At 64.2% G+C, this 21,436-nt stretch carries 16 protein-coding genes, 2 tRNA genes and 1 pseudogene; 18 read left to right on the forward strand and 1 reads right to left on the reverse strand.

The features are described 5' to 3' along the window. Positions 1 to 327: 327 nt before the first annotated feature. The 17 genes from dnaN (at position 328) to ACZI8R_RS05050 (ending at position 19,489) form a co-directional block, all read left to right on the forward strand. Complete coding sequence (gene dnaN / locus ACZI8R_RS04970) at positions 328 to 1,512, forward strand: DNA polymerase III subunit beta (RefSeq protein WP_463378470.1); 1,185 nt, start codon at positions 328 to 330, stop codon at positions 1,510 to 1,512. A 38-nt stretch (positions 1,513 to 1,550) separates the two neighbouring features. Next, the gene (gnd, locus tag ACZI8R_RS04975) at positions 1,551 to 2,450 is read left to right on the forward strand and encodes a phosphogluconate dehydrogenase (NAD(+)-dependent, decarboxylating) (RefSeq protein ID WP_463378761.1); all 900 of its coding nucleotides are present in this window, start codon (positions 1,551 to 1,553) and stop codon (positions 2,448 to 2,450) included. Further along, a complete protein-coding gene (gene recF, locus ACZI8R_RS04980) occupies positions 2,451 to 3,683 on the forward strand; it encodes a DNA replication/repair protein RecF (protein WP_463378471.1) in 1,233 nt (410 codons plus the stop codon). Then, positions 3,676 to 4,227 (forward strand): DUF721 family protein, encoded by a 552-nt coding sequence (locus tag ACZI8R_RS04985; protein WP_463378472.1) that lies wholly within the window; start codon positions 3,676 to 3,678, stop codon positions 4,225 to 4,227. The genes recF and ACZI8R_RS04985 overlap by 8 nt, the downstream gene beginning before the upstream one ends. Positions 4,228 to 4,328: 101 nt before the next feature. Further along, positions 4,329 to 5,237, forward strand: coding sequence for a metal-dependent hydrolase (locus tag ACZI8R_RS04990; protein WP_463378473.1), 909 nt, complete (start codon positions 4,329 to 4,331; stop codon positions 5,235 to 5,237). Next, positions 5,234 to 6,346, forward strand: coding sequence for a PDR/VanB family oxidoreductase (locus ACZI8R_RS04995; protein ID WP_463378474.1), 1,113 nt, complete (start codon positions 5,234 to 5,236; stop codon positions 6,344 to 6,346). Before ACZI8R_RS04990 ends, ACZI8R_RS04995 begins: the two co-directional genes overlap by 4 nt. 61 nt (positions 6,347 to 6,407) lie before the next feature. Further along, positions 6,408 to 7,310, forward strand: a complete 903-nt coding sequence (locus tag ACZI8R_RS05000) for an alpha/beta fold hydrolase (protein ID WP_463378475.1) — start codon at positions 6,408 to 6,410, stop codon at positions 7,308 to 7,310. A gap of 200 nt (positions 7,311 to 7,510) precedes the next feature. Continuing rightward, the gene (gene gyrB / locus ACZI8R_RS05005) at positions 7,511 to 9,556 is read left to right on the forward strand and encodes a DNA topoisomerase (ATP-hydrolyzing) subunit B (RefSeq protein ID WP_463378476.1); all 2,046 of its coding nucleotides are present in this window, start codon (positions 7,511 to 7,513) and stop codon (positions 9,554 to 9,556) included. 399 nt (positions 9,557 to 9,955) lie between these two features. After that, positions 9,956 to 12,910 (forward strand): sensor histidine kinase, encoded by a 2,955-nt coding sequence (locus tag ACZI8R_RS05010; RefSeq protein ID WP_463378477.1) that lies wholly within the window; start codon positions 9,956 to 9,958, stop codon positions 12,908 to 12,910. Next, positions 12,907 to 13,323, forward strand: a complete 417-nt coding sequence (locus ACZI8R_RS05015; RefSeq protein WP_463378478.1) for a roadblock/LC7 domain-containing protein — start codon at positions 12,907 to 12,909, stop codon at positions 13,321 to 13,323. The genes ACZI8R_RS05010 and ACZI8R_RS05015 overlap by 4 nt, the downstream gene beginning before the upstream one ends. A 14-nt stretch (positions 13,324 to 13,337) precedes the next feature. Then, positions 13,338 to 13,709, forward strand: coding sequence for a DUF742 domain-containing protein (locus ACZI8R_RS05020; protein ID WP_463378762.1), 372 nt, complete (start codon positions 13,338 to 13,340; stop codon positions 13,707 to 13,709). Further along, entirely contained in the window at positions 13,690 to 14,274 is a 585-nt protein-coding gene (locus ACZI8R_RS05025) for a GTP-binding protein (protein WP_463378479.1), read from the forward strand. Before ACZI8R_RS05020 ends, ACZI8R_RS05025 begins: the two co-directional genes overlap by 20 nt. Positions 14,275 to 14,311: 37 nt before the next feature. Further along, positions 14,312 to 15,139, forward strand: a complete 828-nt coding sequence (locus ACZI8R_RS05030; RefSeq protein WP_463378480.1) for an MHYT domain-containing protein — start codon at positions 14,312 to 14,314, stop codon at positions 15,137 to 15,139. A gap of 116 nt (positions 15,140 to 15,255) precedes the next feature. Next, entirely contained in the window at positions 15,256 to 17,778 is a 2,523-nt protein-coding gene (gene gyrA / locus ACZI8R_RS05035) for a DNA gyrase subunit A (RefSeq protein ID WP_463378481.1), read from the forward strand. Next, entirely contained in the window at positions 17,779 to 19,113 is a 1,335-nt protein-coding gene (locus ACZI8R_RS05040) for a DUF3566 domain-containing protein (protein ID WP_463378482.1), read from the forward strand. It abuts the gene before it with no gap. Between the two features lie 110 nt (positions 19,114 to 19,223). Next, a tRNA-Ile gene (locus tag ACZI8R_RS05045) sits at positions 19,224 to 19,297 on the forward strand. A 119-nt stretch (positions 19,298 to 19,416) separates the two neighbouring features. Next, a tRNA-Ala gene (locus tag ACZI8R_RS05050) sits at positions 19,417 to 19,489 on the forward strand. A gap of 123 nt (positions 19,490 to 19,612) precedes the next feature. Here the strand turns inward: ACZI8R_RS05050 and ACZI8R_RS05055 are convergent. Then, positions 19,613 to 20,845: an MFS transporter gene (locus ACZI8R_RS05055; protein WP_463378483.1), complete on the reverse strand. Its 1,233-nt coding sequence runs from the start codon at positions 20,843 to 20,845 to the stop codon at positions 19,613 to 19,615. 89 nt (positions 20,846 to 20,934) lie between these two features. On the opposite strand from ACZI8R_RS05055, the pseudogene ACZI8R_RS05060 reads away from it, so the two are divergent. Further along, a pseudogene (locus tag ACZI8R_RS05060) lies at positions 20,935 to 21,381 on the forward strand (LysR family transcriptional regulator); the annotation flags it as partial. Between the last annotated feature and the right edge of the window lie 55 nt (positions 21,382 to 21,436).

The raw sequence follows: 21,436 nt of genomic DNA on the forward strand, positions 1-21,436 counted from the left end.
CGTCCTCGAGTTCGTCCTCGAGTTCTCCCCATGTCTGCACTGCCGTCGACCTGTGTTTACCGGCCTTGTTCCACAGATTCCACAGGACCTAATAGTACTTCTTAAATTTCCTTCTAAGAACATCTTTCAAAACAGTGTTGGGGACCGAGCCCGTTCACAGGCCGATCAGCCGTCCTCGAGAACGCGCTCGTTCGGCTTTCACGATCGCCCTCGAGGGCATACGGTTATGCATCGCTGCTCTGTGCAAGACTGCAGATCCCCGGTTGAGGATTCTGTGCCTGCAATCGGAGTGCAACAACCGTGCCTACCGAGAGGAACCACCCGGCGATGGAGCTTGGAAGCCTGAAGTTTCGCGTATCCCGGGAAGAATTCGCAGATTCGGTCGCGTGGGTCGCTCGCAGTCTCCCGTCCCGCCCCCCGGTCCCCGTTCTCGGTGGTGTTCTTCTCGACGCTTCGGAGCAGTTCCTGACGGTCTCGGGATTCGATTACGAGGTTTCCGCCCAGGTTCGTGTCTCGGCCGAGGTCGGCAGCGTCGGCCAGGTGCTCGTCTCGGGGAAGCTCCTCGCCGACATCACCAAGTCGCTGCCCAACAAGCCGGTCGATGTCGTCCTCGAGGGCACTCGAGTGTTGATCAACTGCGGTAGCGCCAAGTTCTCCCTGCCGACGATGCCGGTCGAGGACTACCCGCAACTGCCGACTCTTCCTCAGCAGACCGGCTCGATCCCGGCGGATCTGTTCTCCGAAGCGATCAGTCAGGTCGCGATCGCGGCCGGCAAAGACGACACCCTGCCGATGCTCACCGGCATTCGCGTGGAGATCGAGAAGAGCACGATCGTCCTTGCCGCCACCGACCGGTTCCGTCTCGCGGTGCGTCAGATCGAGTGGATGCCCACCAGTGAAGAGACGTCCGCGGCTGTCCTCGTCCCGGCCAAGACACTCTCCGAGTCCGCCAAAACTCTTGCCGGAGATGCCAACTCCCCCGTGGAACTGGCTCTCGGATCCGGTAGTACGGTCGGAAACGACGGCTTGCTCGGCATTGTGAACGACGGCCGCCGCACCACCACCAGGCTCCTCGATGCGGAGTTCCCCAAGTTCCGGCAGTTGCTTCCGCCGGCGCATACCGCCATGGCCACCGTCGAGATCGCGCCGTTGATCGAAGCGATCAAGCGTGTCGCCCTCGTCGCCGAGCGTGGCGCCCAGGTGCGTCTCGAGTTCACCACCGAGGGCCTCATGCTCTCCGCCGGTGGCGACGATGCAGGCCGGGCCGAGGAAGGCCTCGAAGTCGTGTTCAAGGGCGAGCCGCTCACCATCGCCTTCAATCCCGGCTACCTCATCGACGGACTGTCTTCGCTGCACAGCGAACAGGTTCTGTTCGGATTCACTACCGCGAGCAGGCCGGCAGTGCTGCGGCCCGCGACCGAAGAAGAGCCCGAGCCGGATGATTCGGGTTCGTTCGCCGCTCCGGAGAGCGAATACACCTACCTGCTGATGCCGGTGCGCCTACCTGGCTGATGACGAGAAACCAACCTCACGAGCGGACGGAGATCACGGTGCAGATCGGATTGGTCGGACTCGGAAAGATGGGTTTCAACATGCGTGAGCGTTTGCGCGCGCATGACCACGAGGTGATCGGATACGACCCCCGGCCCGAGGTCACCGACGTCGGATCGTTGTCGGAACTGGCTTCTGCCCTTTCCGCACCCCGGGTGATGTGGGTGATGGTGCCCGCCGGGAAGATCACACAGGACACCGTCGAGGAACTCTCGAGGGTCCTCGAGCCGGGCGACTTGGTGATCGACGGTGGCAATTCCCGTTACACCGACGACAAGACGCACGGCGACCTTCTCGCCGAGAAGAACATCGGCTACCTCGACTGCGGCGTTTCCGGGGGTGTGTGGGGCCTCGCGAACGGATACGGCCTCATGGTGGGCGGGGCGGAAGCCGATGTCGCACGGGCGCTTCCGATCTTCGATGCTCTGCGCCCGGAGGGTGAACGTGCCGATGGATTCGTTCATGCCGGGCCGGTGGGCGCGGGCCACTACGCGAAGATGATCCACAACGGCATCGAGTACGGACTGATGCAGGCCTATGCGGAGGGATACGAACTTCTGGCTGCCGAGGATCTGGTCACCGATGTTCACGGCGTGCTGCGCGCATGGACCAAGGGCACGGTCGTTCGGTCCTGGTTGCTCGATCTGCTGGTGAAGGCGCTGGACGAGGACCCCGAGTTCAGCGAGATCTCCGGATACACGGCCGATTCCGGCGAGGGCAGGTGGACGGTCCACGAGGCAATCGATCATGCGGTTCCCGCGCCGGTCATCAGCGCGGCACTGTTCGCACGTTTCGCTTCGCGGCAAGAGGATTCGCCCGCGATGAAGGCCGTGTCCGCGTTGCGGAACCAATTCGGTGGGCACGCGGTCAAATCTGCGGAATCCGATTCTGGATCATAGGTGTTCGTACGCGCGCTCTCGCTCCGAGATTTTCGTTCGTGGGATTCGTTGGGAATCGATCTGACACCGGGGTGCACCGTTTTCATCGGTCCCAACGGTCATGGCAAGACCAACATCCTCGAGTCCCTCGGCTATCTGTCCACGCTGTCCTCCCATCGGGTCTCCAGTGACGCTCCGATGATCCGGACCGGTCGTCAGCAGGCGTTCGCGTCGGCCACCGTGGTGAATGCGGGCCGTGAGCTTTCGATCGATCTGGAGTTCAACGACGGGAAGTCCAACAGGGGCAGGATCAATCGATCGCCGACGAGGCGTCCTCGAGAGATCCTCGGCATTCTGCAGACGGTGATGTTCGCCCCCGAGGACTTGTCGCTCGTTCGCGGTGATCCGGGTGACAGGCGCCGTTTCCTCGACGAGCTTCTGTGCACTCGTCTTCCTCGGATGGCAGCGGTGCGCGCGGACTACGACAAGGTTCTGCGGCAGCGGTCCGCGCTGCTGAAGACGGCGGGAGGTGCCCTCCGTCGCGGGTCCAGAAGTGACGACGGAGCGAGTGCCCTTGCCACGCTCGACGTGTGGGACGGGCACCTCGCCACCCACGGTGCTCAGCTTCTGGCGGGGCGTCTCGGCCTGATCCACGAGCTGGCACCTTTCGTGTCGGATGCGTACGGCTCATTGGCACCGAGCTCACGGCCGGCCCGAATTCGATACCGGTCGAGCCTCGGTGGATCGCTCCCGCCCGAGTATCTCGACCCGGCACGGCAACCCGCGCCGGACGACTCCACGTTTCTTCGAGAGCGCTTCGTCGAGGAGTTGGCGGCCATGCGCTCCAAGGAGATCGAGCGCGGCGTGTGCCTCGTCGGCCCGCACCGTGACGATCTCGAGTTGGAGCTCGGAGACACGCCTGCAAAGGGATTTGCGAGCCACGGTGAATCGTGGTCGTTCGCTCTGTCTCTGCGGTTGGGGGCGTTCTCGCTGCTGCGTTCGGACGGCACCGACCCGGTCCTGATGCTCGACGACGTGTTCGCCGAACTCGACCGGTTCCGTAGACGAGCGCTGGCGAAGGTTGCGTCCGACGCCGAGCAGGTCCTGATCACGGCTGCAGTACCGGAAGATGTGCCGGAGGAATTGCACGCGGTTCGGTTCGAGGTGGAAGCACACGACTCGGAGGCGGGTCGGGTGTCCCGGATAACGGCTACAGGAAATACGGAGCCGCAGGAGGTACCGGACGATGAGTGAGAATCCCGACGCGAAGCCGCCGGAGCCCGAGCTCAAAGGTGTGGACCTCGCTCGGCGTGCCCTCGAGGAGGCTCGAGCCGCCGCCAAGGCGAGTGGACGGTCGGTGGGGCAGGGAAAGCGGTCGAGCGGCGGCATCCGGAGTCTTCGTCAGCGGCGGCGCCGCGGATGGTCCGGTGCCGGGCCGGACGACCGGGACCCGCAGACGTTGGGTTCGCTCACCAAGGCGATTTCCAAGCAGCGCGGGTGGTCGCAGCATGTATCGGAAGGGACCGTCATCGGTCGTTGGCCGGACGTCGTGGGTGAGGACATCGCTGCTCATGCCGAGCCGACGAGCTTGCGTGAGGGCGTTCTGAGTATCTCTGCGGAATCGACTGCCTGGGCTACCCAGCTACGGATGATGCAGGCCAACATCCTCGCCAAGATCGCAGCGGCTGTCGGAGACGGGGTGGTGAAGAGCCTGAAGATCACCGGCCCTACGGCTCCCAGCTGGCGTAAGGGTGAGCGTCACGTCAGAGGTCGCGGGCCGAGAGACACGTACGGGTAGCGGGCTCTGGCTTTACCTATTACTCGGTGTTACAGTTAATCCTCACAAGAGGGTGAACTGTGTCACAGGCATCGTCTGCGGTGTCGACAAGGAGTAATGCCATGACGGCGTCAACTGAGCCGACGAGAACGTCGAACGAACCCGACCATCTGGTGCTACAGGCACGGAACGTCGAATTCGATTGGTCGAATCTGCCCATGCACTGGATTCCGGGCGATCCGTTCAGCACGCACGTGCTCAACGTCCTGCACCTGATGTTGCCTGCGGGCGAGGAATGGTTCGTCGAGACCTTCAAGGAGGCGCTCCCTCATATCGAGGACGAACAGCTTCGTGAAGACGTCATCGGGTTCATCGGCCAGGAAGCGATGCACGCCAAGGCGCACACCGGCGTGCTCGATCATCTGAAGGCGAACGGGCTCGATCCGACACCGTTCACCGAGCAGATGGAGTGGACCTTCGACAAGATTCTGGGACCGCGCCCGCTCACCGGTGGACGCGCCAGGAACCACCTCGTCGAACGACTGGCGATGATCGCAGCGATCGAGCACATCACCGCCTTCCTCGGCGATTGGGTGCTCAACGCGGAAGGCCTCGACCGGGCAGGTATCCATCCCACGATGCTCGACCTCTTGCGCTGGCACGGCGCGGAGGAAGTCGAGCACAGGTCGGTGGCCTACAACGTGATGCGGTACTTCGACAAGCGTGAATTTCGTCGAGTGCGAACGCAATTGGTCGTCACACCCGTCATCGTATGGTTGTGGATTCGCGGGGCTCGCTATCTGATGCGAAACGACCCCGAACTCCTGAACTGGGCGCCCCATCGACGGAAGCCGCACTGGTCCGACTTCTACGCGGCCGGTAAGCGTGGCGTCCTACCGACCGGGCGAGGTCTGGCGGTGCGCATGTCGTCGTACTTCTTGCGTTCGTATCATCCGAGCAACGAAGGCTCCACAGCGCAAGCCGTGCAATACCTGGCCGTGTCACCTGCTGCCCGGGCTGCGTCGAGATGAGTGTCCCCAGCTTCCGCGGCCTCCTCACGGCGCTACCGAAGTACGAAGCTCCCATGGATCTTCGAGGTCTTCAGCGCCGTGACCGTGCGATGCGCCTCACTCAATCGGTCGCGGACAAGTATCTGCGCCTGTTGGCGATCTACGAGTACAGCGAAGATTTCGCCGGGCACAATCCCGACACCGCGTTGAATCTCGTTCTCACACGACGTGAGGTGGTTGCCGAGGACGAAGACGTGGTGCGCTTCCGGTTCGGTTCTCGTGACGGTACGGAGCTTCCGGCGTGGCAACCGGGCTCGCACTTGGACTTTCATCTCCCCTCCGGACGGCGCCGGCAGTACTCCCTGTGCGGTGATCCCGCGGACACCTCCGGGTACACGGTCGCGGTTCGGCGGATTCCGGAGGGCGGTGGCGGTTCTCTCGAAATGCACGCACTGACACAAGGTTCCGTCGTCACGGTGCGTGGCCCCCGTAATGGATTTCCCTTCGTGGGTCAGGGGCGTGCGCTGTTCGTCGCCGGCGGAATCGGCATCACCCCGATCATTGCGATGGTGCGAGCAGCACGGGAAATCGGGATGGATTGGCAGCTGGTCTATTCGGGGCGCTCGCGTGAGACCATGCCGTTCCTGGAAGAGATCGAGGGGTTCGAGCCCGAGCGAGTATTCGTCCGTCCGGATGACGAGTTCGGTCTTCCCACAACCGAATCACTTCTGGAGCGTGCTCCCGAGGGTGGGTCCGTCTATTGCTGTGGTCCCAATCCGATGCTCGACGCTGTTCGTATGGGTTTCTCGAATACCGGTTCTGCGGCACTGCATTTCGAACGATTCGGTGAACCGCCGATCGTCGCCGGTGAGGAGTTCGAGGTACAGCTCGTCAGTACCGGTGAGGTGCTCACCGTTCCGCCGGACGACAGTGCCCTCAATGTGGTGAAGAAGACCCTTCCGGGCGTGGGATATTCGTGCCGTCAAGGGTTCTGCGGGACGTGCCGGGTGAAGGTGCTGGCCGGCACTCCGGACCACCGAGAGACCCGTCTGACGAGCGAGGAACAACAGAGCGAGATGTTGATCTGCGTGTCGCGCGCAGAAGGTGGCCGTCTCGTACTGGACCTGTGAGAACGCATGAACCACCGCCCCGAACGATGCACCGCCCCCCCCGAATGGTGAGGAACCAACGATGACGACTGCCCAGCGCACCGTGTCCAACGGACCGATCGATCTCGCGGTGTTCGAAGAAGGCGATCCGGACGGCCCTACTGTGCTGATGGTTCACGGCTGGCCGGACACTCACGAGTTGTGGGCCGGTGTGTCGCAGCATCTCGGTAAGGACTTCCGGCTGGTCTCGTACGACACCCGGGGTGCGGGCGCGAGTACCGTCCCGGGATCGGTCGAGGCGTATCGACTGGAAGCCCTCGCCACCGATCTGTTCGCAGTGATCGATGCGGTGAGTCCTGGGAAACCCGTTCACGTGCTCGCCCACGACTGGGGGTCGGTGGAAGCGTGGGAAGCCGTCTGCGAACCGGCGGCCAGGGATCGGATCGCCTCGTTCACGTCGATTTCCGGACCCAATCTGGATCATTTGGCAACGTGGGCACGTCGGCGGGTCACCGAGCGTAGTTTCGCCGGACCGCTTTCCCAGGCGTTCGCTTCCGCCTACACCGTGGCCTTCCAGATTCCGGGGATGGCCACGCTGCCGCTGAAGGTGTGGTTCTCGAAGCACTGGCCACAGTTTCTGGGATTCTTCGACGGACTCGATCCGCAGGTGGTTCGGCCGGCGCCGACGTTGTCGCGCGACATGGTGAACGGTCTGAAGAGATATCGAGCCAACATCCGCCCGCGACTCACATCGCCGCGCATTCGTCGGACCGCGGTCCCGGTTCAACTGATCCTGAACCGAAGGGACAAAGCGGTGCGGCCGGTCGGCTACGAGGATGCCGAGGAATGGGCCTCCGACCTGCGCAGAGTAACCATCGATGCCGGACACTGGTCGCCCCTCTCGCATGCTGGAGAGATTGCGCGAGCGACTACCGATTTCGTCGAATCCGTCGAATCGGACCGGACCGAGACCGAATCCGCGTAGCTTTTGACCCTCGGCGCACCCGGAAGAGTCGTCTACGGGCCTCTCAGGGGTGTCGCAGCACCACCCGCTGTCGGCGGTACCAGTAAGATGGCGGTGATGTGTAGCGGCGCACTGCCGACACTCGTGACCACCCAAGGCCCGTGAAGGGTCGGCTCGTCGGCTGTGTCGACGATCGGACGTAGAAGGAGAGCTACCCACCCGTGGCTGCCCAGAAGTCGGAAAAGAGCACGTCCAAGAAGGATTACGATGCGTCGTCCATCACCGTCCTCGAGGGGCTCGAAGCGGTTCGGAAGCGTCCGGGCATGTACATCGGCTCGACCGGTGAGCGTGGTCTGCACCACCTGATCTGGGAAGTTGTCGACAACTCGGTCGACGAGGCCATGGCCGGGTACGCCAGCAAGGTCGAGGTCACCATCCTCGAAGACGGCGGCATCCAGGTCATCGACGACGGCCGAGGTATTCCGGTCGGCATGCACGCTTCCGGTGTCCCCACCGTCGAGGTCGTGCTGACGCAGTTGCACGCCGGCGGCAAGTTCGACTCCGATTCGTACGCGGTGTCCGGTGGCCTGCACGGCGTGGGTATCTCCGTCGTGAACGCACTGTCCTCGAAGCTCGAGGTCGTCATCAACGTCGACGGGAACCGCTGGACGCAGACGTATCTGCAATCCAAGCCCGGCGAACTGGTCAAGGGCGAAGAGACCAAGAAGACCGGCACCACGGTCCGCTTCTGGGCGGACGAAGAGATCTTCGAGACCACCGACTACAACTTCGAGACCGTCGCCAGGCGCCTCCAGGAGATGGCGTTCCTCAACAAGGGACTCACCATCACCCTGACGGACGAGCGTGTCACCCCCGAAGAGGTGACCGAAGAAGACGTCAGTCAGGTGGCGGATGCGCCGAAGACCGCAGAGGAAGAGGACGCCGAGGCCGCGGAGCCAGCAGTCCACAAGGTCAAGACGCGCGTCTACCGCTACCCGGGTGGGCTCGAGGACTACGTCCGGCACATCAACCGCACGAAGCAGGCGATCCACAACTCCGTCGTCGGTTTCACCGCGAAGGGCACCGGGCACGAGCTCGAGATCGCCATGCAGTGGAACTCCGGCTACTCGGAGTCCGTGCACACTTTCGCCAACACCATCAACACTCACGAGGGTGGTACGCACGAAGAGGGCTTCCGGTCCGCGCTGACGGCCACGGTCAACAAGTACGCGCTCGACAAGAAGTTGCTGAAGGAGAAGGACCCGAAGCTCACCGGTGACGACATCCGTGAGGGTCTTGCCGCGATCATCTCCGTGAAGGTCGGCGAGCCTCAGTTCGAGGGCCAGACCAAGACGAAGCTCGGAAACACCGAGGTTCGTTCGTTCGTGCAGAAGGCCAGCAACGAGCACCTACAGCACTGGTTCGAAGCCAACCCTGCCGATGCGAAGACCATCGTGCAGAAGGCGGTGTCGTCGGCGCAGGCCCGCGTCGCGGCGCGAAAGGCACGAGAGTTGGTGCGCCGCAAGAGTGCAACCGACCTCGGTGGACTGCCCGGAAAGCTCGCCGACTGCCGATCGAACGATCCGAGCAAGTCCGAGATCTACATCGTGGAGGGCGACTCCGCAGGTGGCTCGGCGAAATCCGGACGCGACTCGATGTACCAGGCGATCCTGCCGCTGCGAGGCAAGATCATCAACGTCGAGAAGGCGCGCATCGACCGTGTTCTCAAGAACAACGAAGTGCAGTCGATCATCACGGCCTTCGGTACCGGCATTCACGACGAGTTCGACATCGCGAAGCTGCGTTATCACAAGATCGTCCTCATGGCCGACGCCGATGTCGACGGCCAGCACATCGCAACGCTGCTGCTGACGCTGCTCTTCCGCTTCATGCGCCCGCTCGTCGAACACGGCCACGTGTATCTCGCGCAGCCGCCGCTGTACAAGCTCAAGTGGCAGCGCGGTTCGGAGCCTGACTTCGCATACTCGGACCGTGAGCGGGATGCCCTGGTCAAGGCGGGACTCGAGTCCGGCAAGAAGATCAACAAGGACGACGGCATTCAGCGCTACAAGGGTCTCGGCGAGATGAACGCCAAGGAGCTGTGGGAAACCACAATGGACCCGGAGGTGCGCGTGCTTCGTCTCGTCACCCTCGACGATGCTGCCGCTGCGGACGAACTCTTCAGCGTTCTCATGGGTGAGGATGTCGAGGCTCGTCGCAGCTTCATCACTCGCAACGCAAAGGATGTCCGCTTCTTGGACGTCTGACCGATTCGCTTCCCCGCTTCGCGCCCGCCCGTTCTCTGCAACGGCGGGCGCGAACGGCGTTAGCGGAAGGTTTGCCCACTTCAGGACAATAAATTCAACGTTCAACTGAACCTTGGGCCGGATGCCTTTGGTGTGTACGGTTGTCGAGCGCCGCCGTGACCTCCGTTACCGGCGGGTAGCGAGGGGCGGAGGTTACTCGAAAGTAAGGTATCGGACGTTTCTATGGTAAGAACATGGCCATACACAACGTGATGAAGTCGTTACCTACTTTGTAGACGTTGGCAAACATGCGGTCGCAGAGCAATGAAGCTCAGCCCCTCGGTCAGTGCGTTCACCGAAGTCGGGGGAGTGGTCGAAGGACGCACGGTGAAGACACGACGGGTTTGAAAGAGAGCAGAGATGAGCGACGATTCGCCGCCCCGGACTAAGCTCTGGGATATCGAAGGCTGGGGCCTGCGATGGAAGGTGACCGCGGTACTTGCAGTGCCCGTCACCGTCGCAATGGTGCTCGGTGGGCTGCGGGTTCAGAACGAGCTCAACGACGCGGTTCACTTCACGACGGCAGCCGAGCAGGTCTCGAGTGTGCCCTCGATGGTGACCCTCGAAGCAGCCATGGGCACCGTGGTCAGTGGTTACTCCTCGGGGACCCTTGCTCCGAAGGATCGCGAATACCTGGCCACGCAGTTCGACGAGGTCGCAGAGGCGGCCGGTAACCCGGACCTTCCACCGGACATTGCGCAGGGCCTCAACCAGGCACTCGCGGACGGACACGCTCTCGAAGGCATGACCACTGGCACCCCAGGCGCCACCCCGGTCACCACCCTCTCCGATCGGCAGCACGAGTTCTCGAACGCCCTGAGTGTTATCGCAGACAAGATCGTGGCGCCGATCGACGACCGCGACGTTCTCGACAAGTACAGCCTGCTCGTCGACGCTTGGGCCGCACAGCGCCGAATCTTCGACCAGGCCGTCGTCATGATCCAGATCAAGGACGACTACCGGACTCCGACGACGGACCTCGTCACCGCGGCCGGCGCCGAACTCGCGCTCGTCGACGTACTGGCCAGGTCCTTTCCCGATGGAGACGCGAATATCGAGCAGTTGCGCGACGGCACCGCCAAGCGCACGAAGTTGATGGAAGATGGTATTCGTCAGCTCGAAGAGGGCGGCAAGATGCTGCCGGTTCTGCAGATTCGTAGCTCACTGCTCGAGAGCCTCGACGTCTACACCGACCTGATCGGGAACGCCTCCGCCGACATCACCGACACCGTCAACACGCGTGCCGACGAAACGCGCTCTGCCGCGCTGCGTGACACGGCAATCGTTCTCGGTACGCTGCTGGCCGCCCTCGTGCTGGCCCTGCTCGTCGCTCGCTCGCTCATCGGACCCGTTCGACGGCTTCGCTTCGGCGCACTGCAGGTGGCTCGTCGCGATCTGCCCGAGGCCATCGAGAAGATCAAATCGACGGACGACGCAGCAGACGTGAAGTTCGTTCCCGTCGAGGTGCACACCAGGGAAGAAATCGGCCAGCTGGCACGCGCCATCGACGATATTCACGGCCAGGCCCTCAAGCTCGCCGGCGAGCAGGCGCACCTTCGCCTGCAGATCAACGACATGTTCGAGACGCTGGCTCGCCGAAGCAAGTCCCTCATCGACCAGCAGCTGGGGCTCATCGAGAACCTCGAGTTCGAGGAGAAGGATCCGAAGCGCCTCGAGAGTCTCTTCCGTCTCGACCACCTCGCCGCACGTATGCGTCGAAACGGCGAGAACCTGCTGATTCTCGCCGGTACTCGAGTCCGTCGTGGCCAGAGCCGCCCCATCGCGCTCGGCGACGTCCTGCGTGCCGCGATGTCCGAGGTCGAGGACTATCAGCGTGTACAGATGGGCGCCACCCCGGACGGGGCACTGACCGGTGCGATCGTCACAGACGTCGTCCACCTGCTCGCCGAGCTCGTCGACAACGCGCTGCGCGCTTCTCCGCCGGACAGTTACGTGAACTTCAGCTTCGCTCGCGCAGTCGACGGCGGCGTTCTCCTCGAGATCGCAGACCGCGGCATCGGTATCCCGCCGAGCGAGATGGACGCCATCAACCAGCGTCTGTCCACGGGCGGCGAGGTGGGCCCGGACACGGCCCGTCACATGGGTCTGTTCGTCGTCTCGCGTCTCGCGGATCGTCACGGACTCACCGTGCGGATGCGTTCGACGTTCGACACCGCGCGCAACCCCGGCGTCACCGTCAGCATTCATATCCCGAGTTCGTTGATCATCACGCAGTCGGGTGGCGGTCAGCTGAATTCGGGTGCGCAGCGGGCGATCCCGTCGCCGCGTCCCGAGACGGCTCAGCCCGTTCAGCAGATCGAGCAGGTTCGGCCGACTCCACAGGTTCGGCCGGCGGTTCCGTCGCCGGCACCCGAACGTGCGCCGGCACCCGAACACGGTGGTGACCAGCCTCGACCGTTGCCGCAGCGACGCGAGGCCGTTCCGAACGGCAGCGCACCCTCGTTGCCGCAGCGTCAGGCTTCCGCTCCCGAGCCGGAACAGAGTGTGCCCGCACCGAGTACACCGGCATCGAGTGCACCGGCATCGAGTGCAACCAATGGTGAACAGGTGGAGTCCACGACCACGGCTGGTCTGCCCAAGCGCAGGCCGGGTGCGAGTGGCATCGCCTCCGGTGGCTCGGGAGTTCCCACGGTGTCGCCGGTGGGAGGCTCGGACGGTCCCCGGCCGATGCCCAAGTTGCCCACGCGTCGTGCACCCGCAGAGGCCGCGCCGCCGGCACAGCCCGTCGCTCCGGCTCCGGTCTCGGCACAGTCGGCGCCCGTGCAGGAGCCCCTGCCGACCAGGCGTCCGGCGCCGCCGCGCCCACCGGCACCGCCCGCGCAGGCGCCCGAGTCCGACGAGAACGGTTCGTCGACGGTGCGTCATCGGTACCGCACCAACCCTGCGAAGACGGCATCGTTCTTCCAGTCCAGGATCGACCCGCCGCCCGCTCCGAACGGCGAGGGCCATGGAACGCCGATCTTCGCCGACATGGTGTCGGATTGGCTGACCGACCCGACCAGCGAGGAAGGCGCCCCGGGCGTCTGGGAATCGGCAGCCGACAAGGGCTGGTCCGCCGCTGAGCGGGTGGCATCGGCGCCTGTCGAGGTCGATCCCGAAATCGGGTTGCCGAAGCGTCGCCCCGGTGACCGATTGGTCCCGGGCACCGTGGAAGGCGCCCGCAACACAGGGACGCTGCGTCGAGTTCGTGACCCTGAGACAATTCGCGCCAACCTGAGTAGACACCAGACGGGCGTCCGGAACGGCAGAGCCACACGGGTGGCCGACCGCAACAGCATCGAAGGAGACCGATGAACACAGCTCATGGATCCGATACCACGAGGCCACTCGACTGGTTGGTGTCCAACTTCGCCAGTGACGTTCCCGGCGTCACGCACGCGGTGCTCGTGTCCGCCGACGGCCTGCTCATGGCCGCCAGTGCGCACCTGCCAATCGATCGTGCCGAGCAGCTCGCTGCCGTCACGTCGGGCCTGGCCAGCCTCTCGGCGGGCGTCTCCCGCCTGTTCGAGGGCGGCGGGGTTCTGCAGTCCGTGGTCGAGATGCAGCACGGCTACCTGTTGCTCATGAGTGTGGGCGACGGTTCGCACCTCGCGACCCTCACCAACTCGGAATGCGACATCGGACAGGTCGGCTACGAAATGGCCATCCTGGTCGACCGTGTCGGTGCGTCGGTGCAGGCCAAGGCCCGTACCCCGCAGGGAACATGACTTGAGCCATGTCCATGGATGACCAGAACTACGAATCGTCTCCCGGTCCGAACATCGTTCGGCCGTACGCCTTGACTTCCGGGCGTACACGACCGGCAGTCGAACTCGCGCTCGAGGCGCTCATTCAAGCACTGCCTCATTCGGCCGATCGTCAGTGGGAACTCGACGACGTGAACGCCGCCATCGTGGCTCTGTGCAAGGAATCGCCGTCCGTCGCCGAGATCGCAGCCCGCGTGGGTATGCCTCTCGGGGTGGCGCGAGTCCTGGTCGCAGACCTGGTCGAATCCGGCCATCTCCAGATCCTGGCGACGCTGAAGGAAGACTCGACAGACTCCGAACGTCGTGAACTCATCGAAAGGGTCCTCAGTGGACTACGCGAAATCTGACTCCCAGAAGCGGGTCACCTCCACGAAGATCGTGATCGCAGGTGGATTCGGCGTGGGCAAGACCACGCTTGTGGGAGCCGTCTCCGAGATCGTGCCCCTGCGCACCGAGGCTCTCGTCACCAACGCCAGTGACGGCGTCGACAACCTGAACTCGACTCCGGAGAAGGCGACCACCACGGTCGCCATGGACTTCGGGCGCATCAGCCTTGCCGAGGATCTGGTCCTGTACCTGTTCGGTACGCCCGGCCAGCACCGGTTCTGGTTCATGTGGGACGACCTCATCAAGGGCGCCATCGGAGCGATCGTGCTCATCGACACCCGCCGTCTGGACGAGAGCTTCGCGGCCGTCGACTTCTTCGAAGCTCGTCAGTTGCCGTTCCTCGTGGCGATCAACGAGTTCGACGATGCGCCGCGCTACCCCGTCGAGGACATCCGTGCCGCGCTCGCCATCTCGTCCGAGGTGCCGATCATTCCGATCGATGCACGTGAGCGTGAGTCCGCGAAGCAGGCACTGGTGGCAATAACCGAGTATGCGCTGCGGAAGCTGCAGACTCCGGCGTACTGATTTCCACCGACCGCTCGGCTCTTCAGAGGGATGAACGTTGACTGACCACCTTGATCAATTCTCGATGGGGACGTGGGTCCTCGCGCTCGCCATCGCAACTTCTTTCGCCGGCATCTTCGTCGGGGTAGCAAGCGCACGAAAATCGGTCACGGTGGACGGGGCGCGCCACCGCGCGTCGTGGTTGGCGTGGGGCGCACTGTCCATCGGCGGTATCGGTCTGTGGCTTCCGCAGATCATCGGAATGGTCGGACTCGAGATCGAGGGCAGCAGCATTCGCTTCGACCTCGTCTGGGTCACCGTGTCGATTCTGGTTGCCATCGCGACCGGATTCGCCGCGCTGTTCGCGGTGAGTCCGCCGCCGAATCGCCATCGAGCGCCGACGCGGTCGGTCGAACTCGGACGTCTGTTGATCGGCGCCGCGATTCTCACCGCCGGGGCCACGGCGATGAATCTGACGATCGCCTCCGCGGTGGGGGTCCAGGGCACCATCGACTTCGATATCGCACTGACGGCGGCGGCGGCGGTCGTGAGCCTGTTCGCGTCCGTCCTCTTGCTGTGGACCGTGCAGGCCGTCGATGCCCGGCCGCTGCGCTTGGTTACGGCGCTCGGCGCCGGAATCGCATTGGTCGCGTCCCACTACATCGCGGTGTACGCCCTCGAAGTCGCGGTCGACCCGGCAAGTGCTCAGCCGCAGGGTGTCGAGGTGTTCTCGATCCTGTTCCCGGTGTTCGTGGTGGGTCTGTTGGTCCTCACGATCCCGATCACCGCGCTCCTCATGGCACCCGACCGGGTCGCTGCCGAACTCGATCTCGAGGCCGACACCCTCGCTGCCGAGTCGATCGATCGCGAGTTCGAGCACCGATAGACCCGAGTCCTTCGCGCTGTCAGCTGACCTGCACCTATAGACTCGGGTGGTTGCGCGACGTTCCGCCAGTCTTCGTGGTCCGGGGGAGTCGTCTAGCCGAGTAGAAGAAGGAGCTCATGACAGACACAACGTTGCCTCCGGAGGGTCCGGGACACGATCGCATCGAGCCCGTCGACATTCAGCAGGAGATGCAGAACAGCTACATCGATTACGCAATGAGCGTGATCGTGGGCCGTGCCCTGCCCGACGTTCGAGACGGCCTCAAGCCGGTGCACCGTCGCGTTCTGTACGCGATGTACGACAACGGTTACCGCCCCGACCGTGGCTACGTGAAGTCTGCGCGTCCGGTCGCCGAGACGATGGGTAACTACCACCCGCACGGCGACTCCTCGATCTACGACACCCTCGTGCGTATGGCGCAGCCGTGGTCCTTGCGGTACCCGCTCGTCGACGGTCAGGGCAACTTCGGATCGCGCGGTAACGACGGCGCAGCCGCCATGCGTTACACCGAGTGCCGGCTGACGCCGCTCGCGATGGAGATGCTCCGCGAGATCGACCACGAGACAGTCGATTTCCAGTCGAATTACGACGGCCGCTCACAGGAACCGACGGTTCTCCCCAGCCGTGTCCCCAACCTGTTGATCAACGGTTCGGGCGGTATCGCGGTCGGTATGGCGACGAACATCCCGCCGCACAACCTGAACGAGGTTGCGGAGGCCGTCTACTGGGCCCTCGAGAACTTCGAGGCAGACGAGGAGACCACCCTCGCGGCGTGCATGGAACGAGTGAAGGGCCCGGACTTCCCGACGGCCGGACTCATCGTGGGCGGGCAGGGAATTCACGACGCCTACACCACAGGACGTGGTTCGGTCCGGATGCGCGGCGTGGTGGAGATCGAGGAAGATGCCAAGGGGCGCACCACGATCGTCATCACCGAGCTGCCGTACCAGGTGAACCCGGACAACCTGATCACCTCCATCGCAGAGCAGGTCGGCGACGGAAAGATTGCGGGAATCTCCGATATCCACGACGAGTCCTCGGACCGCGCGGGTATGCGCATCGTCGTCACCGTGAAGCGTGACGCGGTTGCGAAGGTGGTCCTGAACAACCTTTACAAGCACACCCAGCTACAGACCAGCTTCGGCTGCAACATGCTCTCGATCGTGGACGGGGTGCCGCGCACCCTGCGCCTCGACCAGATGATCCGCTACTACGTCGTGCACCAGATCGAGGTCATTCGTAGGCGCACCGAGTACCTGCTTCGCAAGGCGGAGGAGCGCGCTCATATTCTGCGTGGTCTCGTGAAGGCGCTCGACGCCCTCGACGAGGTCATCGCCCTGATCAGGGCGTCGCGGACCGTGGACATCGCCCGTGCAGGGCTGATCGAGCTGCTCGAGGTCGACGAGATTCAGGCCGACGCGATCCTGGCGATGCAGCTGCGTCGTCTCGCCGCTCTCGAACGCCAGAAGATCGTCGACGAACTCGCCGAGATCGAGCGCGAGATCGCGGACCTGAAGGACATTCTCGACCGGCCCGAGCGTCAGCGTCAGATCGTCCAGGACGAGCTGAAAGAGATCGTCGAGAAGTACGGCGACGAGCGTCGTAGCAAGATCATCGGCGCCGACGGCGACGTGAACGACGAGGATCTGATCGCCCGCGAAGACGTCGTGGTCACCATCACCGAGACGGGCTACGCCAAGCGCACCCGTACGGACCTCTACCGATCGCAGAAGCGCGGCGGCAAGGGTGTTCAGGGTGCGACCCTCAAGCAGGACGACATCGTCCGGCACTTCTTCGTGACGTCGACTCACGACTGGCTGCTGTTCTTCACGACCAAGGGTCGCGTGTACCGGGTCAAGGCCTACGAGCTGCCCGAGACCAGTCGCACCGCCCGCGGGCAGCACGTCGCCAACCTGCTGGCATTCCAGCCGGACGAGCGGATTCAGAGCGTCATCCGGATCAAGACGTACGAGGATGCGCCCTACTTGGTTCTGGCCACCCAGAAGGGTCTCGTCAAGAAGTCCCGCCTCACCGACTTCGACTCGAACCGCAGCGGCGGCATCGTCGCGATCAACCTGCGCGGCGAGGACGAATTGGTCGGCGCGGTGCTGTGCTCCTCCGACGACGATCTGCTTCTCGTCTCCGCCAAGGGCCAGTCGATTCGTTTCTCCGCTACCGACGAGGTGCTACGTCCGATGGGACGCGCGACCTCCGGTGTTCAGGGCATGCGCTTCAACGAGGAGGACGTCCTTCTCTCGCTGAACGTGGTGCGCGACGGCACCTACCTGCTGGTGGCGACTTCGGGCGGCTACTCCAAGCGGACACCCATCGAGGACTACATGCCTCAGGGACGCGGCGGCAAGGGCGTGCTGACCATTCAGTACGACAAGAAACGTGGCACCCTTGTCGGAGCGCTCATCGTCGACGACGACGATGAGCTGTACGCGATCACCTCGGGTGGCGGTGTCATTCGCACCGCGGCCAAGCAGGTACGCAAGGCGGGTCGGCAGACGAAGGGTGTTCGGTTGATGAACCTCGGCGAGGGCGACAACCTCCTCGCGATCGCACGTAACGCCGACGAACCGGAAGAAGTCGCCGACAATGCCAACAGCGCCGATAACGGAGCCAAGGAGTCCTGAGTGAGCACTCCCAACCAGCCCGGCAAGGACGAGAAGCCGCAGAGTTCGTCTGCTGCTTCGACTCCGCCGCCGCAGCGGCCGGGACAGACAGCACGCCCCGATGCCGAGTCGGCATCGCAGCGTCCTTCGGAGCAGACGCCTTCGGGTCGTCCGCCTCTGCCGCCTCTGCCGCCGCGGCAGTCGGGCACGCCGCCACAGCAGCCGCCGGCGGCCCGTCCGGCAGCTGAGCAGCCGCGCACGGGTTCCGGACAGGCTCCTGCGGGTTCGAGCTCGCAGCGTCCGGTGCCGCCGCGTCCGCCGGAGAGTTCCGGACAGCCGAACGTCCGGGGCACGCAGGCTCCGCCGTGGCAGCGTGGGGCTGCCGGTCAGGCCGCCCAGGCGCCCAAGTCCGGCCAGACACCTCAGTCAGGTCAGGCACCTCAGGGTGGGCAGCCGCCGCAGAAGCCGCAGTCCGGTACCGGTGAGACTCCGGCATCCAAGGCGGCGCCCCCGGCTGGTCAGCAGCGTGAGCCGCAGACCAACCTGAAGCGTCCGGAGCCACCGAAGTCGGAAGCGGGCCAGGCCCCTGCCTCGAAGCAGGCACCCGCGCAGAGCCCGGCGACTGGTCAGCAGAAGCCGGCTCAGGCGGGTGCCACTTCGGCGCAGACGCCGACGGCAGCCACACCTCGCGTGTCACCGCCGCAGGCCGGTGCGGGCGCATCGAAGGTAGCCCCGCAGCGGCCGGCTCCTCCGCAGAAGACTGCGCCGCCCACCGCCGATCAGGCGAAGCCTGCTCAGCAGCGTGAGGCTGCCAAGGCGAAGGCTGCTGCAATCGACGGGCCGACTCGGCACATCGATCGCAAGACCCTTCCGAAGGACATGCCCGATCTGTCGGAGGCCAAGCATCCGTTGCCGGCTGCACAGCCGTCGACGACAGGTCAGCAGCCGAAGGTCGCCGCCGCGAGCGTCGGCCCGCAGAAGGTCACTGCGGCCGAGGATGGTCCGTTGCGCGCAACCGTGCAGCTACGCAAGATCGATCCGTGGTCGATGCTGAAGATCTCTTCGGTGATCTCGGTGTCGCTGTTCTTCGTGTGGATGGTCGCGGTCGGTCTGCTCTACATCGTCCTGGACGGAATGGGCGTGTGGGACCGACTGAACAACGCGTTCACCGACATCGTGTCGGACACGGGCTCCGAGGGGCTCGTGACGGCAGGCCAGGTGTTCGGCTACGCAGCCATCATCGGTCTGGTGAACATGGTGCTGATGACCGCTCTCGCGACGATCGGTTCGTTCATCTACAACATGTGTTCCGATCTGGTGGGTGGTCTCGAAGTGACCCTCGCCGACCGGGACTGAGCTGGGAAAAAGGCTGTCCCACCGGACCTGTTTTGGTATCCGCCGGTCCGGTGGGGTAATCTTCCCACTCGGTTCGAGACGTGCAAAAATGCGTCTTGTTCCGCACTCGAGGGCCTATAGCTCAGGCGGTTAGAGCGCTTCGCTGATAACGAAGAGGTCGGAGGTTCAAGTCCTCCTAGGCCCACTCCAAGTGCACAGGAAGGTTACGAACATGAAGGTGCTCCTCGCAGTGGGAGCCGGAGTGTTGGTAGCCTTCGGATTGGCCAAGTTGCTCACTCGCGACGAGGTCTGGCACGAGGTAACGGGGCCTTAGCTCAGTTGGTAGAGCGCTGCCTTTGCAAGGCAGATGTCAGGAGTTCGAATCTCCTAGGCTCCACAAAATGAAGGGCGCCTTCCGGGAAACCGGGAGGCGCCCTTCATTCGTTTCAGATCGTTGCCGCTGCACCAGGAGTTTCATGACGGTCCTTCTGTAGGGAGTCGACTGTCCGAGCGGACTCGTTCAGCGTCCGCGAGTGACGATCTGGGTGCCGAGCCCGAGGAGAGCGAGGAGAACTGCCACCACGCAGGCACCCGACCAGCCGGCGACCGACCAAGCGACGGCTGCGAGGGCCGACCCCGACGCGCCGGCGGCGAAGCACAGCGCCATGAACACCGCGTTGATCCGACTGCGCGCCTCCGGCGAGAGCGCGTAAATGGTGGCTTGCGTCGCGGTCAAGACCGCCTGCTGTCCCACGATCAGGCCGACGACCCCGATGGCCAGGCCGAGGATGGTCGAACCTGTCACGAGCATGAGGATCCAGGCACCGAGTTCGAGAGCCAGGCCGATGGTGGTGACGGCGTGCGCGTGCCCCGCGTCCACCAATCGTCCTGTCAACGGCATCAGCGCGATTCCCGCAAGGGCGAGCAGACTGAAGGCTCCGATGGCGGTAGTGCCCCAGCCGAACGGGGCTTGGGACAGTCTCAAGGTGACGACCGCGAGCTGAATGGTGAACGCCGACATGGCGAGTGCGGCCACGAGGGTTCGGCGGCGTAGTACTGCCAGCTGTCGCAGAGGAGTGATCAACGAGCCCAGCAGCTGCAGGTAGCGGGTGAGCGTGAGCGGGGAGGAGGGCGCTGCATCGGCAGGCAGTCGCCGTCTCAGGACCAGCGCTGTGACGACCAGTGCCGCAGCAGTGATCCAATACCCGCTGCGCCAGCCGGCGACGTCGGCGAGCACTCCACTGGCGGCACGCCCGAGCAGACCGCCGGACAGTACGCCCGCCATCACAATTCCGACCGACCGTCCGCTTCGACCTTCGGGTGCCATAGCGGCAGCCATGGGTACGAGGACTTGCGCGCCGACGGCCGACATGGACGCGGCCACCGTCCCCGCGACAAGCATCGAGCCGTCGGCGGCGGCTGTCACGCCGACGAGCAGCGTCGCCGTCGACAGTAGGAGTGCAACGGACAGTCGGCTGCGACGCAGGACATCCCCGAGTGGGACGAGCAGTAGAAGGCCGACGGCGTATCCGGCCTGTGCGCCGGTCACCAGCCAGCTGCTCTGTGCCGCACTCAGTCCGAACTCCACCGACAACCGGTGCAGCAGTGGCTGAGCGAGATAGAGAGCCGACGCCGAGAGGCCCGCGGCCAGGGCCATGAGGCGAAACAGTCCCGAGTCGAATACCTCGCTCCGGGCAATGTTCGTCGCGTCGTCGGACTGGTCAGGGGACTCCGAGCGCTGGGTTGTGGTCATGGCTCCAAGTGTTTGTCCCACACAATCATCTGTCCAACAGATGCTTCTCTGCATATGATCGATCTGATTCATCTACCAAGGAGGTACACGTGGAGCTGCAGCAACTGCGCTATGTCATCGCAGTTGCCGAGGCACGGAACTTCACCCGCGCTGCCGAGCGCTGTCACGTTGTCCAGTCGGCGCTCAGTCATGGCGTCACCGAGCTGGAGCACGAGCTCGGCGTTCGGCTCTTCCTCCGGACGAACCGACGGGTCGAACCCACCCCTTCCGGCGCCCAGTTCGTTCGCGCTGCCCGAGAAGCACTCGCTGCGGTGGAGCGTGCACGGGCGATCGCCGTCGCCTCGGCCGGCGAGCTGACCGGCCGACTGACGGTGGGAAGCATCCCGAACCTCACCGCTGTGGACCTCAACACGGCACTCCGACAGTTCCGGGACCGGCACCCGGCCGTCGATCTCCGGGTCGTCGCCCGTCGAAGCGAGGAGATGTACCAGGGGGTGGTGGACAGGGCGATCGATATCGCGTTCATCGCGGCACCGATCGGAGCGACACGTCGTGGCGTCGCCGACCACCAACTGCTCGAGGAGCGCCTGG

This window comes from Rhodococcus huquni (assembly GCF_055231055.1).

Excerpts from the sequence above, each read along its gene's own strand:
- dnaN (WP_463378470.1), top strand. The coding sequence starts at position 328 with ATGGAGCTTGGAAGCCTGAAGTTTCGCGTATCCCGGGAAGAATTCGCA.
- ACZI8R_RS04985 (WP_463378472.1), top strand. The coding sequence starts at position 3,676 with ATGAGTGAGAATCCCGACGCGAAGCCGCCGGAGCCCGAGCTCAAAGGT.
- ACZI8R_RS04990 (WP_463378473.1), top strand. The coding sequence starts at position 4,329 with ATGACGGCGTCAACTGAGCCGACGAGAACGTCGAACGAACCCGACCAT.
- ACZI8R_RS04995 (WP_463378474.1), top strand. The coding sequence starts at position 5,234 with ATGAGTGTCCCCAGCTTCCGCGGCCTCCTCACGGCGCTACCGAAGTAC.
- ACZI8R_RS05000 (WP_463378475.1), top strand. The coding sequence starts at position 6,408 with ATGACGACTGCCCAGCGCACCGTGTCCAACGGACCGATCGATCTCGCG.
- ACZI8R_RS05010 (WP_463378477.1), top strand. The coding sequence starts at position 9,956 with ATGAGCGACGATTCGCCGCCCCGGACTAAGCTCTGGGATATCGAAGGC.
- ACZI8R_RS05015 (WP_463378478.1), top strand. The coding sequence starts at position 12,907 with ATGAACACAGCTCATGGATCCGATACCACGAGGCCACTCGACTGGTTG.
- ACZI8R_RS05020 (WP_463378762.1), top strand. The coding sequence starts at position 13,338 with ATGGATGACCAGAACTACGAATCGTCTCCCGGTCCGAACATCGTTCGG.
- gyrA (WP_463378481.1), top strand. The coding sequence starts at position 15,256 with ATGACAGACACAACGTTGCCTCCGGAGGGTCCGGGACACGATCGCATC.
- ACZI8R_RS05055 (WP_463378483.1), bottom strand. The coding sequence starts at position 20,845 with ATGACCACAACCCAGCGCTCGGAGTCCCCTGACCAGTCCGACGACGCG.